Origin of the sequence: Salinicoccus kekensis (assembly GCF_900220995.1) — a bacterium.
Lineage (GTDB): Bacteria > Bacillota > Bacilli > Staphylococcales > Salinicoccaceae > Lacicoccus > Lacicoccus kekensis.
The window spans coordinates 29,136-45,351 of record NZ_OBQF01000007.1 but is presented as its reverse complement, the minus strand read 5'-3'; the positions used below and the strand labels follow the sequence as shown (position 1 = coordinate 45,351).

The 16,216-nt window shown below is 47.9% G+C and carries 11 protein-coding genes; 7 read left to right on the top strand and 4 right to left on the bottom strand.

The features are described from left to right. Positions 1–284 precede the first annotated feature (284 nt). From CRN96_RS12200 to CRN96_RS12185, 4 genes are all read left to right on the top strand, one after another. Complete coding sequence (locus tag CRN96_RS12200; RefSeq protein WP_097042600.1) at positions 285–4,211, top strand: LPXTG cell wall anchor domain-containing protein; 3,927 nt, start codon at positions 285–287, stop codon at positions 4,209–4,211. Positions 4,212–4,403: 192 nt separating this feature from the next. After that, positions 4,404–5,390: a thiamine pyrophosphate-dependent dehydrogenase E1 component subunit alpha gene (locus tag CRN96_RS12195; protein WP_097042598.1), complete on the top strand. Its 987-nt coding sequence runs from the start codon at positions 4,404–4,406 to the stop codon at positions 5,388–5,390. 28 nt (positions 5,391–5,418) lie between these two features. Further along, complete coding sequence (locus CRN96_RS12190) at positions 5,419–6,438, top strand: alpha-ketoacid dehydrogenase subunit beta (RefSeq protein ID WP_097042596.1); 1,020 nt, start codon at positions 5,419–5,421, stop codon at positions 6,436–6,438. Between the two features lie 16 nt (positions 6,439–6,454). Beyond that, positions 6,455–7,678 carry a dihydrolipoamide acetyltransferase family protein gene (locus CRN96_RS12185; protein WP_097042593.1) on the top strand — a complete coding sequence of 408 codons (1,224 nt, stop codon included), beginning with the start codon at positions 6,455–6,457 and terminating at the stop codon, positions 7,676–7,678. 82 nt (positions 7,679–7,760) lie between these two features. Here CRN96_RS12185 and CRN96_RS12180 read toward each other — a convergent pair whose 3' ends face one another. Next, entirely contained in the window at positions 7,761–7,973 is a 213-nt protein-coding gene (locus CRN96_RS12180) for a helix-turn-helix domain-containing protein (RefSeq protein ID WP_097042591.1), read from the bottom strand. A gap of 10 nt (positions 7,974–7,983) precedes the next feature. Further along, a complete protein-coding gene (locus CRN96_RS12175) occupies positions 7,984–8,475 on the bottom strand; it encodes a DUF2975 domain-containing protein (RefSeq protein WP_097042589.1) in 492 nt (163 codons plus the stop codon). A gap of 169 nt (positions 8,476–8,644) precedes the next feature. On the opposite strand from CRN96_RS12175, the gene CRN96_RS12170 reads away from it, so the two are divergent. Continuing rightward, positions 8,645–8,860, top strand: coding sequence for a hypothetical protein (locus CRN96_RS12170; protein ID WP_097042587.1), 216 nt, complete (start codon positions 8,645–8,647; stop codon positions 8,858–8,860). 150 nt (positions 8,861–9,010) lie between these two features. Here CRN96_RS12170 and CRN96_RS12165 read toward each other — a convergent pair whose 3' ends face one another. After that, complete coding sequence (locus tag CRN96_RS12165; RefSeq protein WP_143544320.1) at positions 9,011–9,409, bottom strand: type II toxin-antitoxin system HicB family antitoxin; 399 nt, start codon at positions 9,407–9,409, stop codon at positions 9,011–9,013. Between the two features lie 519 nt (positions 9,410–9,928). On the opposite strand from CRN96_RS12165, the gene CRN96_RS12155 reads away from it, so the two are divergent. Then, positions 9,929–11,668 (top strand): DUF2207 domain-containing protein, encoded by a 1,740-nt coding sequence (locus CRN96_RS12155; protein ID WP_179647220.1) that lies wholly within the window; start codon positions 9,929–9,931, stop codon positions 11,666–11,668. Positions 11,669–11,880: 212 nt separating this feature from the next. Here the strand turns inward: CRN96_RS12155 and CRN96_RS12150 are convergent, their stop codons facing one another. Beyond that, the gene (locus tag CRN96_RS12150; protein ID WP_097042578.1) at positions 11,881–15,117 is read right to left on the bottom strand and encodes a DEAD/DEAH box helicase; all 3,237 of its coding nucleotides are present in this window, start codon (positions 15,115–15,117) and stop codon (positions 11,881–11,883) included. A 136-nt stretch (positions 15,118–15,253) separates the two neighbouring features. Between CRN96_RS12150 and CRN96_RS12145 the strand changes: the two genes are divergently transcribed. Continuing rightward, positions 15,254–15,988, top strand: a complete 735-nt coding sequence (locus CRN96_RS12145; RefSeq protein ID WP_179647219.1) for an MBL fold metallo-hydrolase — start codon at positions 15,254–15,256, stop codon at positions 15,986–15,988. The last annotated feature ends 228 nt before the right edge of the window (positions 15,989–16,216 follow it).

The following is a 16,216-nucleotide window of genomic DNA, read 5'->3' as shown; positions in this document are numbered from 1 at the left end:
CCAAGTAGCCTGCCGTCTGGAACACAGGGACGTAGAAGTACATGATGAAGAGACCCACAGCTGCAATCAGCAACAGTATGAGACTTAGATTCAATATGCCTCTAGTACTCACCGGAAAACCTCCTTTAAAACGTGGCGTTATTAATCATATGTATATTATAAAACAGATTAAACATGTGGAAATCCATTAAATATTACAATCAGATTAAATTTTGTAAATTCCAACAATTTTTTATTTAAAACTACTACAATGAAATTGGATAAATTTTTAATGGAGATCAACTATGAAATACAAAAATCGTTTAATCGTTCCGACACTCGTTTCGACGGGACTCCTTGCATCTACGATTGTGGTGAATGCAGAAGAAATCGAGCAGGATGAACAATATTCAACCCAGAACACGGAAGAATACTCAACGGATGAGACACCGGATACAGAACTGGATTTCATCGATGAAGAAGACGAATCAGAACCTCCGGCAGATGAGAAAGACGACGAAGAAACGTCCGATGAGGACACTGATGAAGAAGAATCCGAAGAAGACATAGAAGAAGTTGAAAATACAGAAGAAGATGCGGAAACTGAAGATGACACAGAAGAAGAGACCGCGGATGATGAAGAAATAGACGAAGCACCTGAAGTTCAGGAAGAGGCTCTCGAAGAGAGTTCTGAAGCTGAAGTAGAAGAAGAGGATGCCGCTCAGGAAGAATCTGCAAACAATGAAGTAGTGACTGAGGAAGCGGAAGAGAATGAAGAAGCAGCTTCTGAAGAAAGCGTAGCAGATCAGAGAGCTGTTGAGGAAGAAGCCGAAGTTGAAAATGTAGAAGAGACAGAAGATGAAGATTCTGCAGTTGAAGTAGAAGAATCGGAAGCTTCTGAGGAAGAGGCTGAAGGACCAGAAGACAGTGAAGCAGTCACTGAAGAACCAGAAGCATCTGAAGTTCAAGAGGAAACCGCCGAAGAGGATCCTGTATCTGAAGCGGAAGCTGCAGAAGAGGACGTAGAGGAAGAAGTCTCTGAAGAAGTTTCTGCAGAGGATGAAGCAACAGAAGAGGCTGAAGTTGAACAAACAGTTGAAAACATAGTTTCTGAAACAGGTGAAGAAGAGCAGGAAGTCTCTGAACCGGCAGAAGAAGCTGAAGAGTTGAATGAAGCCGAGGAAGAAGTCGTTTCAGAAGATGCCGCTCCTGAAAAAGCAACTATCGAGGAAGACGCTCCTGTAGAAAATGAACAAGCAGCTGAAGAAGAACCTGAGGAGTCTACATACGAATACGATTCCGACTCCGTCCAGCAGGAACTTGAAAGCCTTTCCGATGAGAAACGTTCAGCATTTTTAGAAGAGAATGCGGATGACATCGAGGTCGACGAAGAGACGATGAATGAGCTGACTACCGCGATTGCTGAAGATTATGGCATTGAAGCTGAAGCAACAGAAGTCTTTTCAGCAAGCACGATGAGCACGATGTCACTCTCCCACGCGATTGATGATATCAATGCATACATCGCTGCGAATAACTTTGAAGTCGCGCCGATTCAGTATGATTATATTGAAGGACTTCCGACATATGCTTACTATTCCAACTATGGCTGGAGTCCTGAAAATGGTGTAGTAGGCAAGCCTGAAGGGGTCGTGCTCCATGATGTGGGGAATGACAGTTCGACTATACATCAGGAAATTAGTTATATGACTCGGAATCAAGAAAATGCATTTGTGCATGCTTTTGTAGATGCGAATAATATCATCCAGGTCGCAGATACAGATTACTTGGCATATGGTGCGGGACCAGTATCGAACGAGATGCATATGCATGTGGAACTAGTGAGACATCATAATGCACATGATTTTGCACGCTCCATCAACAACTATGCAGATTACATCGCAAATCTGCTGTATAAATATAAGCTTCCTGTAGTCAGCGCAGAAGACACAGGGGAAGGTACACTGTGGTCACACGTTGCTGTATCTGAGCATTTAGGAGGAACAAATTCGCCAGACCCGTACGATTACTTCGACCGCTTCGGCTACGAATATGACGATGTTATCGAGCTGATCGGCCAGCGTTATGACGATATGTACTATCATCGCACCACACCAAGCATCGCCATGCCGATTGAACAAGGTACCACCAATGTTTTGGCACAGGTTGATGAAAACAACAGAGGTCTCTATGCAAGCGTCACTGACGTAAGAACGTCGAATGCAAGCAACCTGGTTGGTCAGACTTTCCATGTCAACAGACTTGCAACATACAACTATGACGATTACTACTTGCTCCAGACAGAAGAAGGCATTGCGCTCGGTTGGATGCATGAAGGCGACCTGGTGATTTCAGAATTTGTACCGGAGCTGGAAGAACCTGAAGAACCGACAGAACCAGATGAGCCTACAGAACCGGAAGAAGATGACACAGACGACGGTTCTGATGAAGATAATCAAGATAGTGGGGACGATTCAGACGAACAAGCAGACGATGACTCCGATCAAGGTTCCGACGAAGATGACGAAGATGAACCTGTAGAAGACACCGATGACGAATCTGGTGAGGACTCTGAAGATACTGAGGATGACTCAGATGAGCAAGAAGACGAGGACTCTGATCAAGATTCGGATGAAGGTGAACCAGTAGAAGATGGTTCAGATGACGAAGAACCTGAGGAAGATACAGAGGATGAGTCTGATGGAAACTCGAATGATACTGAAGACGATTCAGATGAACAAGAAGACGAAGATTCCGAACAAGATTCCGACGAAGGTGATACAGAAGAACCTGTAGAAGATGCTTCCGATGACGAAGAGCCTGAGGATGACATAGACGACGAATCTGATGAGGACTCCGAAGAACTTGAGGATGAGTCCGAGGAACCTGAAGAACCGACTGAACCAGAAGATGACACAGATGAAGATTCTGATGAAGAAATGGGAGACACTGAAGGTGACGAAGAGCAGCCAGTAGAAGACGGTTCTGATGAGGACGAGCCAGAGGAAGATCCAGAAGACGAGCCGACAGAATCTGATGAAGATGCACGTGAAGAAGATGCTGAGGATGACTCAGATGAACAAGAGGACGAAGATTCTGACCAAGATTCCGACGAAGGTGATGCAGATGAACCTGAAGAAGATGGTTCAGATAACGAGGAGCCTGAGGAAGATGCAGAAGACAAATCTGGTGAGGACTCCGAAGAACCTGCAGATGAAAGTTCTGATGAGGAAACCGGAGATACCGAGGATGACTCAGTTGAACAAGAAGGAGAGGACTCTGATCAAGGTTCCGATGAAGTTGATGAAGACGAACCTGTAGAAGATGACTCTGAAGAAGAACTGACCGAACCTGAACAGTCAGAAACCCCGGAAGAACCAACTGAATCTGAAGAACCGGAACTTCCTGAAGAGGACACAGAAGGTGAATCAGAAGAACAAGCAGAGGATGAAACTCCAGACCCAGACACACCGGATGTCGAATCCAATGAAGGTGAAGTGATACCGGAAGAGGGCATCACTGAAGTCGAGGAAGTTTATTCGACCCTGGAAGATCCTGCGACAGGCGTGAGGATCTTCAGCGAAACGGATGAGCTTGAAGGCAAAAACGCAGTGGTGACTGTGCTCAATCCATCCGATGCGATTGACGCGGATCATGATTTGTACGACATCCAGATCCTTGATGAGGATGGTTCGATTTATAGCCTTGAGAACCCTGTAACTGTCTACCTGCCGGCGAACGGTTTCGTTTCCAACGTCTACTACCTGGGCGATATCGGCGAGACGCTTGAAGCGGTCGAGTTCACGGTCGAGGATGGCTATGCGGTATTTGAAGTCGCAGATTTCAGCCAGTATGCGGTCGTCTACGGCGTTGAAGGCGAAGACAACACTGCTGTGGCACCTGTTACCGAAGATGAAAGACCGGTTTCAGGAAATAAAGTCACTGTCACCGACGAAAGTTCAGCTGATCATGAAAGCGAATCTTCAGCTGTAGAAACAGGCACAGTGAAACATCCGTCTGCAGACACGGAAGAAGAGACGGTTTCACCAGATGAGGCAGACAAGCATGTTGAAGCGGCAGAACAGGCTGATCCTGAAAAGCAAAAGGAATCAGAATCTGAAATGCTGCCGAACACAGGAGTGGCGGAACAGAGCACCACTATATTCGCTACAATCCTTGCAGCACTCGGCCTTGGCTTCCTTGTGAAGAGAAGAAAACCAACAGAGAAATAAATGATTTAGATTGAACCCTGGAACTTAAATTCCAGGGTTCTTTCCATTTTAAAGACGTGTATCCGGTAATATCTTATATTCGAGACATTCCTCTTGTCTGAATATTCTTTCATTGATAAAGTATAATTGTAAGCGCTTTTATAAACCGGCTTTAATGCTTTAAGCGACTGAATATCACAAGGGGGAGTAATGATGTCAATTTCCAATGAAGAGCTGCGCTGGATGTATGAGCACATGTACAAAATCCGCTATTACGAGGACAAGCTGGAAGAGGTTTATATGGAAGGGAAGCAACCTGTCTTTAACATCGGGGCGGGGACGGTGCCAGGTGAAATGCACTTATCCACCGGACAGGAACCGGCTGCTGTAGGCATCAGTGTGCATTTGAGGAAGGACGATATTGTCACATCGCCGCATCGTCCACATCATCATGCCATCGCAAAGGATGTGGATTTGAAGCGTATGACTGCAGAAATCTTTGGTAAGAAGACCGGCCTCAGCAAGGGGAAAGGCGGGCATATGCATTTGTTTGATCCAGAGGTCCATTTTTCTTGCAGCGGTATCGTCGGTGCAGGTATGCCGCATGCAGTAGGAGCAGCACTTGCAGCGAAGAAGAGAGGGAAGGACTCTGTAGCAGTGGCTTACATCGGTGAGGGCGCTGCGAACCAGGGGTCGTTCCATGAATCCTTAAACCTCGCGGCACTTTGGGACTTGCCTGTCATAGTTGTGGTTGAAAATAACAAGTACGGCATTTCCGTACCAAGGGACAACTCCACCGCAGTGCCATCAAATGATTTGAGGGCAGGTGCATACGGCATCGAAGGTCATTATGTGGAAGGGAACGACCTGATGGAAATGTACCGCGTTTCCAAGCAGGCAGTGGAACGTGGACGCAGAGGGGAAGGACCTTCCATCATCGAGATTGAGACATACCGTTATCTCGGCCATTTCCAGGGGGATGCTGAACAATACCGTCCGGAAGATGAAGTGAAGGAACTCAGAGCCAAAGACCAGGTCAACATCTACCGTGATATGATCATCAAAGAATATGAGGTCAGTGAAAATGAGCTTGCAGAAATAGAGGGAAAAGTGCGTGAAGAAGTGGATGCAGCTTATCAATTTGCAAGAGACAGCGAGTATCCTGATGAGTCAGAAGCTTTGGAAGATGTATTCGTTTAAAAATCACTAAAAAGGGGCGGCATTAATTATGCAGGAAGTTAAAAAACGTTTATTGACAGGTAACAAAGCGATGGCGGAAGGCATTCGTCAGGAAATGGAAAACAATGATGAAGTATTTGTACTTGGGGAGGATATCGGTGCATACGGAGGTATATTCGGCTCAACGGAAGGGTTGCTTGAAGAATTCGGTCCGGAACGCATCATGGATACGCCGATTTCAGAAACAGCTTTGATCGGGGCGGCAGTGGGCGCAGCAACTGAAGGCATGCGGCCGATTGCGGAGCTGATGTTCGTCGATTTCTTCGGCGTGGCGATGGATCAGATTTACAATCAGATGGCGAAGATCCCATATATGTCCGGAGGAAATGTGAAGGTGCCGATGGTGCTGATGACTGCTGTGGGCGGCGGTTATAACGATGCGGCGCAGCATTCCCAGACGCTTTATGCGACATTCGGTCACATGCCCGGGATGAAGGTGGTTGCACCGACGACGCCTTATGATCTGAAAGGCATGATGATTTCTGCCATACGGGATGATAATCCGGTGGTCTTCATGTTCCATAAAACTTTGCAGGGTCTCGGCTGGATGGAGCAGTTGGATACTTCTCAGGGACATGTGCCGGAAGAGGCATACACAGTACCTTTAGGAAAAGCGAATATCGTAAAAGAAGGCAGCGATATGACAATCATCGGTATGCAAATGACCACCCACTACGGCATGCAGGCCGTCAAAGAGCTGGAAGAGCAGGGTGTGGATGCTGAACTGATCGATCTCCGCTCGATTGTCCCTCTGGACAAGGAAACGATTTTAAATTCTCTTAAAAAGACCGGACGGATAATGATCGTAGATGAGGATTACAAATCGTTCGGTGTATCTGCAGAAATCGCAGCAATCGTTGCAGAAGAAGGTTTATTCGATTTGGAGGCACCGGTCAAAAGGCTCGCTTTGCCGGATGTGCCGATTCCTTACAGCAGACCGATGGAGCAGTTCATCATACCGACGGCGGATAAAATTGTTAAGGCAGCGCTTGAGCTGAGGGATCAATAACAAGGAGGACATCATTGTGACTTTAGAAATTACATTACCCCGCCAATCTGAAAAACTGGATGAAAGCCTGATCACTTTCTGGCATGTTTCAGAAGGAGATTCGGTGGAAAAGGGCGAGACAATCGTTGAAGTTCAAACTGAAAAAGCCGTGACGGAAGTGCATGCACCGGAATCGGGAACGATTAATAAAATTAATAAAAATCGCGGAGATACGGTCAAGGTTGGAGAGGTGCTCGCAGTTCTGGATGAAGGCGGACAGCAGACCGAGTCGAATGAAGCGGATACCGGCGGCGAAGAAAAGGAGGCAAGCAAACAGCAGAGCAGGCCTGCGACTGAAAATAGAGCAACACCCAGGGTCAAGAAGATTGCCAGGGAACTCGATGTAGATTGGAGAGAAGTGACACCTTCCAGAGATGATGGAAAAGTGACGGAAGAGGATATCAGGAAATTCGCTGAGCACAAAGAGTCCTCACAAGATGTTCCAGAAGTGAAAGAGGATGCAGGGAGAGCGGTCAGGGAATCTTCAACCGAAGCGGATGAAACAGTCAGACGTGTGCCATTGAACGGGATCAGAAAAGCAGTGGCGGACACGATGGTCCATTCAAAAAGTTCCATTCCACATGTGACCCATTTTGATGAAGTCAATGTGAGTAAAATGGTCGAGCTCAGGGAGCTGCTGAAAAAGGATTTCGAGGCAGAAGGCGTAAAACTGACATATATGTCATTCGTCATTAAAGCACTCACGAATGTACTCAAGGAATATCCATGTTTAAATGCGTCTTTTGATGAGAAAAGCGAAGAAATCATATTAAAGAAACATTATCATATCGGTTTTGCGGCAGATACAGAGCAGGGGCTGCTTGTACCGGTGATTAAAGATACAGACCAACAGTCATTATTTAAAGTGGCAAAGAAAGTTCAGGAGCTTGCGAAAAAAGCAAGGAACGGCAGTATCACTCTTGAAGATATGACTGATGGCACTTCAACGATTTCGAATGTAGGGTCGGCGCAGGGTTCCTTCTTCACGCCCATCATCAATCCACCACAGTCCTCGATACTCGGAATAGGCAGAATCGAGAAAAAAGTCATCGCAACAGATGACGACGAAATTGAAATCCAGCCGAGGATGGCGTTGTCACTCAGTTATGACCACAGGGTGATAGACGGCGTCATGGCCCAGGAAGCGATGAATGAGTTGAAGCGGGTACTTGAAGAACCCGGGAAGTTGTTGGCGTATTGATGTAAAGTTATAGGAACTAAATTTTACAGCAAGACTGAATCCCCCTCCAAGACACAAGTCCTGGAGGGGGATTTTTTATAGTTTATTCTTCTTCATCTCTATACTCCAAAATATCTCCCGGCTGGCAGTCCAACGCCTTGCATATGCCATCCAGCGTTGAAAATCTGATGGCTTTTGCTTTCCCATTCTTCAATACGGATATGTTGGCCATGGTGATGCCGACCTTCTCGGACAATTCCGTCACACTCATTTTCCGCTTTGCCAGCATGACATCGATATTTACGATAATCGCCATCGTTCTCACCTCAAATCGTCAGTTCATTTTCTTCTTTCATATCAATGGCGCTCTGCAGCAATCTCTGCAGCACGGAAGCAAAAACGGCAATGGCGAACGGAGCTCCGACCATCACCATTCCCACCAGTACCAGACCCGGCGCGTCATCCCACTCGGCTACGATATAGACGAGCGGCAGAATCACCAAATATAAAATACTGATCACTTTGGCGCTGTTCTTGATTTTCTTGAGTGCAGTCACCGAAAGACGGGAGAAAGCCTGATCTTTTTCAATAAACCCCAGCAATTTCAGAGTCTGATACAGCGCAAAAAAGAACGGTATGATCGTAATATACATCACAATCAAGATACCAAGGAAGATAAACCCGAGCGTTTCACCCTGGCCAGCATGCGTGGTTGCGGTCGAGAAAAACTGGGGAAGGACGAATATATATAAGGCAAGAACTGGAAGACGCAGCGCAATGACCGCAACTTTTAAAAATAACGTTGAAACCTGTCTCATAAAAAACACCTCACTTCTTTAAATTTCATATTGATTACAGATTAATATTTATCGAATATCAATAAAATATATCGTCTTAACTAGAATAGCTAAAAAATCGGTGACTAAAACCGACAAATAATCTAATGATTGGTGTAAAATTAATATAAATAAGAAGGAGATGAGCCTTATGCATGAACAAGGAAAAAACACAAAGCATCATGATTTCTCTGAAGAAATATTATCCGATCTTATCGAAGAAGGGTACTATGGCGAAGAATTGAAGAAGAAGTTTGCAGAGAGAAAAGTAATGATTGCATCGGCTGTTGACAACCTTATCGAAGAAGCACGGAGCTCAAAGTCGTATGAATCATTCGAGGACATGCTGGAAGAAGAGAAGTGGTGAGGGATAGAAGGCAGACTAGCTTTCTATATGAATCCAAACTGAAACCAGTTAAAAGAGAAAACCTCTACAGCATTCTGGGGTGTCCCCATAAAATTGAATTTTGGAGTTCAACTTTTTGGGTTCACCTCAGTCCAGCTGCAGAGGTTTAAATTATTTGATAGTTTGTTCTTCATGAAGAGAATGTTCTTCGTAAAGGGACTTAGAAACCAAAAGGTTAATCGCTTGATTTTTTGAAATACCCTCACGTTTCATATAAGCTTCAATTTCATCATTAAGAGAAACAGGTATTCTGTACGTCATTTTTACAGGCTTCTGTTCTTCATAATTCCTTGGCATAGGTATTTCATCTTCATTTTCCAACATGGTCTGAAACCAGATTTCTTTTGCGATATCCAGGTCTTCAATAGCCTCTATTTTGGTATCGCCTACGCCTTCCAAACCTTTCAATTCCTCATACATCGCAACAAAGTATTCTGTACCATCAAAATCTTTCTTTGGAATGACACTCAATTTATAGTTGAGGTCCATGTAGTCATCGACTGCTTTCATCATTTATCACTTCCTCAATATCCTGAATCAAATTTTTTATAATATGAAGGCGCATCGGTTTTGTAAAATTGACTGTGCGTTGTGGAATAATTGAAGTTGGAAGCTTTGTGTGACGGTAAACTTGGTGACCACCTTTTCCTTTTTTTTGGAATTTAATATAAAACCATACATCTTCAAAGCAGACTTAAATTCATGCTCGCTGATATTCTTGGGATTATTTTTAAGTTTCTCTAGCATTTTTTCTTTTCGAGACATATGCCACCGCCCATGGTATCTTTATATAATTATATCTCTTCTTTTAATTTATGTAAACTAACATAAATTAAATTGCTATCATTTTAAATCATGGTTTAACAACATCCTGGAGGAAGGAAGCTGCTAGGCCATGAATGTATTGTGAGTAAAATATTTATCATGAAAATATACTTTGTTAATTTATTTTTATAGCTTGGGAACTGTATTCCTTCATTTCATGGTAAAATTTAAACTGAAGAGAGGCATCTTGAAAGGGGAAGAATGATGAAACATATTTTGGGGATGATGCTCACTGTCGCAGCGGTGCTGATGCTCAGTTTAAATGTGCAGGCCAACGAAATCACCAGCATGCAGATGGATGTGGTGATCAATGAGGACGGGTCTGTGACCGTGACGGAGACGCGCCAGGCGGATATGTCCGAGGGCACCGAGAATTATATCGTGTTCAACGATTCGGACATGGATGAAGTGGAGATCACGGATTTCTCCGTAGAGGGGTTCACCGAGGAGCCGGACTGGAACACGGATGCGGATCTTGAAGATAAGGCGGGCCGTTACGGCGTGCTCGACACGGATGAGGGTACGGAGCTTGTATGGGGCATCGGCGAGTACGGCGAGCAGACGTATGTCGTGAACTACACTTTGGAGAACGTCGTGCGCAACCTTGAGGACGGCCAGTCGCTTTATTGGAATTTCGATACGTTCACTGAAATCCCGACGGAAAATTTCGTGATGGAAGTGACTTCCGACGTTCCGCTCGATGATGAGGAAATCCGATTCTGGGGCTTCGGCTTCGAGGGGGATATCGTGTCGGTCGGCGACGCAATCCGCTGGACGGCCGGGGATACACTGACCAGCGACAATGATGTCGTGCTGCTCATGCATTTCCCGGAAGGCACCTACAATACGGACGTCACCGATGACGGGACTTTGGAAGACGAGGCGGCCGCAGCACAGGACGGCTCGATCTATGACGACGGCAGCCTCGGTGCCGGATGGATTGCTGCAATCGTCGGCGGCATCGGCGCGATTATTGCCGCAGTCGTCACCTTTTTCACCCAGTATTCCAGAAGGCAGGCAAAAGGCGGGCATGTGGATTCAGGGGCCACCATGAAACGGCGGAATAAAGGTCTCGAAACCGGGACGCCGCCGTCTGTCGATGATTATGCGGGCATCTCATATGTACTGATGCACCAGGGGATGAGCTACTTCGAAGAGATTTTCCAGGCCTACCTGATGAAGTGGATGGATGAAGGGCGACTCACAATCGAGATCGACCGGAAGCAGGGTGAGAAACTGTCGAAAGGCAAGCCGGAAATCACCATCCATGATTATGCTTCCTGGAAGGACCGGTACTCCTATACATTCAAGGAGACGGTCGTACACCTCGAGGAAGAGGAGCTTGAAACCGGTTATGACGCGCTGCTTTGGCGCATGCTGATTGACGCGGCAGATGAGGGCGGTCGTATCGATGAAAAGCAGCTCCGGAAATGGTCGAAGAAGCATGCGAAGGAAGTCGGCAAGCTTGCTGACGAACTCGAGTACTACTCGAAACGCTGGCTCGAAGCAAACGGCTACTTCACTTTCACAGAGGATAAAGTGTGGGGCGTCACCGCACCGATCGATGCACCGACGGAGAAGGGTGAAGCGTTGATGGATCAGCTCGCACAGTATAAGAACTACCTGAAAGAAGACTACACCCGGATTTATCAGGATGACGATTTATACAAATCCCATATGATCTGGAGCGTGCTGGTCGGGGAGGGCGATGATGTACAGAAACATCTCACGAAACTCACCCCGGATGACAGCAGTCAGATTTACCCGAACATGATGTATTACTACTACGGACCGCACCTGGCATCCGAATCCTGGTCGAAAGGCCTCGGCCAGGGCGGATTCCAATCCTCCAACTCCTCAGCCGCCGCTTCAGGCGGAGGAGGCGCGACAGGCATGGGCGGAGGTGCCGGTGCCGGCGGTGGTGGAGGCGGCGGCGCCCGCTAAAAATAATAAAAATAAAATTGCCGGGACTCAGTTTATGAAGTCCCGGCAATTTTTTAATTTATCTTCTGTTTATATTAACTCCATCGCTCACTCGGAAAGCCGTTTGAGCGATAGAAGCCGCCCATCGCTCACTGAGAGAGCTGATTGAGCGATAGAACCTCTCCATCGCTCACTGGGAAAGCCGACTGAGCGATAGATAGCCCCCAAACCACCTATATCGACAGTATCTCCCGGATATCCTCCTCAGACATCGAGGACAATTTCGCCTCGCCGGGCTGGATGATGCTGTCGATCATTTCCTTCTTCTCCTGCTGCATCTCGTTGATCTTCTCCTCGATCGTACCCTGGGCAATCATCCGGATGACCTGAACGACATTCTTCTGCCCCATGCGGTGAGCGCGCCCGATGGCCTGTTCCTCAATCGCCGGGTTCCACCACAAGTCATACAGCACAACCGTATCGGCACCGGTCAAATTCAGCCCCGTACCGCCGGCCTTCAAGGAAATCAAAAAGATATCCTCAGCGCCTTCATTGAACGCCTCGACCAGACGCACACGCTCGGCACCCGGCGTCTGTCCATCCAGGTAATAGCTGCTCCGTCCGGCAGCCTCCAATTTCTCACGGATGATCCGAAGCATGCTCGGGAACTGGGAAAATATCAACATTCGCTGCCCGTTTTCCCGCGCATTTTCAATGATCTCGCGCAGCGCCTCAAGCTTACCGGAATCCCCCGCATAATCATCCACAAACAACGAAGGGTGGCAGCACAGCTGCCTCAGCCGCGTAAGCCCCGCTAAAATCTTCAGCCGGCCCTTCTGCAGCCCCTCCGTCGCGAGCGATTCCGCCGCCTCCGCCTGAATCCTGTTCAGATACGCCAGATACAGCTTCTTCTGCTCCTTATTCATCTCGGAATAATGGATGCTCTCGATCCTATCCGGCAGCTCCGTCAATACATCTTCCTTCAACCTTCTTAGAATAAAGGGCTTAACAAGCCGCGCGATCGTCTCCGGTTCCTGTGCCCGGAACGTCTTCTGGTCGAATAAAAACCCCGGCATCACCGACTGGAACACGGCCCACAGCTCATCCATCGAATTTTCGACTGGGGTGCCGGAGAGTGCAAACCGCTTCGGCGCCTGGATCTGCCTCACGGCTTTTGAAATCTTGGTCTGGTAGTTCTTGATCGCCTGGGCTTCATCGAGAATCAGTGTATGGAACATGCGTCCCTCGTACCACTCCAGATCCTGACGCAGTGTATGATAGGAAGTGATATACACATCCGGCACCGGCCCCTCAAGCACTTCCCGGCGCTCAGGCTTCGTTCCCGCAGCAACTGCCACATTCAAGCCGGGCGCAAACTTCTGGAACTCATTCCGCCAGTTGTAGACAAGCGACGCGGGCGCAACGATCAGGAAGGGCACATCCTCACCAACATCCTCATCAATTTCCGACAGTATATACGTGATGCACTGGACGGTCTTCCCGAGCCCCATGTCATCGGCCAAAATGCCGCCGAGGCCGTAGCGGGACAACGACTTCATCCATTTGAAGCCGGTCTCCTGATAATCCCTGAGATCCGCTTGCAACCCGGAAGGCACCGAAAGCTGCTGTTCCTCCGGCCGCTTCACCGCTTCGATGAAGTTCCTGAAATTCTTCCCGAATTCAGGCGTGTTGAACTGAAGGTCCGCCATCTGGTTTTCCACGAACATGCCGTGGTAGAGCGGCAGCGTCATCATGCCGTCGTCATCCACAGTCGATTTATCCTTGATTGAACGGTGGACTTCCGCCACTTCCTCCAGGCTCTCATCCTCGAGGGATACGAAAGCACCGCCCGGCAGCCGGACATATTTCCTTTTCTCATTGACCGCTTCAAGCACTGCCGTGATGTCATCCGCACTGATGCCTTCTAAATTAAAGTTCACTTCAAGGAAGTTCCCGCCGGGTGCATTCACCTCGACCGTGCCTTTCGGCGCATCCGGCAGTATCATGGATTTCACGGCAGGTGCGATAAAGATCTCAGCGAGACCCTCAAGCACCGGCAGTGTCTCATGCAGGAACTCGAACAGCTCATCGTCATAATTTGTATACAGCCTGCCATCGCTCACTTTGAGTCCGGAGTTTTCGAGTATGCCCATGATGCGGTCTTCCTGTTCGGAATCGCGGATGAGTATCTTATCCGCAGAATCATGGTTTTCCACCGTGCCCGCGAAAGGATTGATGATGACGGCATCATAATGGTACTCGAGCCGCACCTCAAGGCTGTAGTCCGTCCCGTCGACATACACACGCGGCTCGAGCTCCGGATCCGCTACATTTTCAGCGATGCTTTCGGATAACCGGACGTTGCTGATGGCCTTCAGTTTCGGCAGGGTGCCCGAGATGAAATCGCCGATCTGTTCGGACGATATCGGAATATCCGGCGACATGCCTTCCTCGAGGTATTCGGTGAATGGCTGGAGTGCCCGGTTCTGTGCCTCGGTCAATTTATACATTGTGCCGTCCGACACATACCAGCTGTAGGCATCATAATGAAACCCTGCCGAATGGTCCGCAATCTTCAACAGGTAATGGTCATCCTCCCCGCCGTCCAAAGCAAACGTGAACGGCAAATCGCCGTCATCGACCTTCAACTGGCCGTATTTGAAGTCTTCATTTTCAAATTTGCAATCGACGTACTGGAGCTTCATGATCAGATCATCCGCCATATTCGCAGGGATCAGCATCTCTTTCCCCTTTTTACGCGCAGGGGTATAATCTGCACTGTTCTCATAGAAGATCTCCGTCTTCCTGATTTCCAGCAGTTTATCGATCACGACCTGGTCTTCAGCGGAAAAGTGATGGAGCTCCGGATCGAAGGTGAAGTTCTTCCCGAACATCAGGGCGTTGTTATGGGTGATGGCATGCAGAAAATCACGGATGTCCTTCACCACATACAGGCGTTCCTCGCCGACCCGCATCTGTATATTGAACGTCTCCTTCAGCCGGAAATAATACCCCGGCATATACGTCCTGAGTGTGAATTCAACTTTAAGCAACCCCTTGGAACCGGAAGGTTCCGGCGCCTCCGTCCGGATGCCGCCCAAAAACCGCATCAGGTTTTCGGCCGGATGATACTTCGGCCCGTCCGTCTCTGCATCGGCAACAGGGCGGGGCGGTGTGTCAGGATGCCTGGCCCCAGCTTGAGCCACCGACACCGCAAAAAGCGTCGCGCATGTGTGCTTGCATTTATTGTTCCCTTCATACGCCGGACAGTCGCAGTAATTCCTGACATACGAACTGTGCACCACGATGCGCGTATTATATGTCCGGCTCCCTGTGACCTGCGCCCGCCACGTATCCGAACCCGCATCGTGCGTGAGGTTATTCACCCGGCCCTCCACATAGTACATCCTGCCTCTTTTATATATCGTATCCGTATGTAAATAACGGATGAAATTCTCAGTCACCTGCATGTTCAACACTCCGTTTTAAAAATAGTCGTCATACTTCATCGCAGCCAAACCTATTAGAATAAAAAACTTCGATCCCTTAATGATACCATGATATGATGAATTTACATCAATCATTATGAGTAGAGGAGTGTCTTCAATGAAATGTACAATCGTCGGCATGTGGGGCGGTTTCCCGAAAAAGAATGAACCCACATCCGGATACCTCGTCGAAAAGGACGGTTTCGCGATACTGCTGGATGCCGGAAGCGGGGTGGCCGCGCATGTCCAGAACTACATCGAGCTGAATGAACTGAACCACCTCTTCCTGTCGCATTACCATTACGACCATTCCGTCGACCTCGGCGCATTCATGTTCGGCCGCATGATCGGCACATATATCGACCAGGCCGACGAGCGCCTTCATATATACGGCCCCGCGGACAACGATATCGCAAGGCAGGTGGAGGACACGAACTTCAATAAATTCCACGCCTACAATAAAAACAGCACCTTCAACGTCGGCCCGTTCACAGTGACGTTCCACAAGAACACGCATCCGGTGGAGACCTATGCGATGAAGATCGTTGACGACGAAGAGAAAACACTCGTCTACACTGCGGACACGAGCTATAAGAAGAGCCTTTCCAAGTTCGCAGAGAACGCCGATGTCCTCATCACCGAATGCAGCCACTACGAAGGGGAGGATGCGAAGCGTCTCGGCCACTTGAACGCAGAAGAAGCGGCCCTTCTTGCAGAAGAGTCACAGGCCAAAAGAACCATACTCTCACATCTCCCGCATTACGGGAACACCGAGGAGCTGCTCCAGACTGCAAAATCCGCAGGCCTCAAAGATGTAACCCTCGCCGAAACCGGCATGGTCATTCAAATATAAAAACCTGCTCACTCGAGGATGAATATCACCACGAATGAGCAGGGAAGATAAAATTCTGCTTACTCAGCCCTGAATATCATCACGAATGAGCAGGAAGAGCAAAATTCTGCTTACTCAGACCTGAAAATCATCACGAATGAGCAGGAAGAGCAAAATTCTGCTTACTCAGGTCTGGATATCCTCACGAATGAGCAGGGAAGACAAAATCTTGCTTACTCAGCCCTAAAT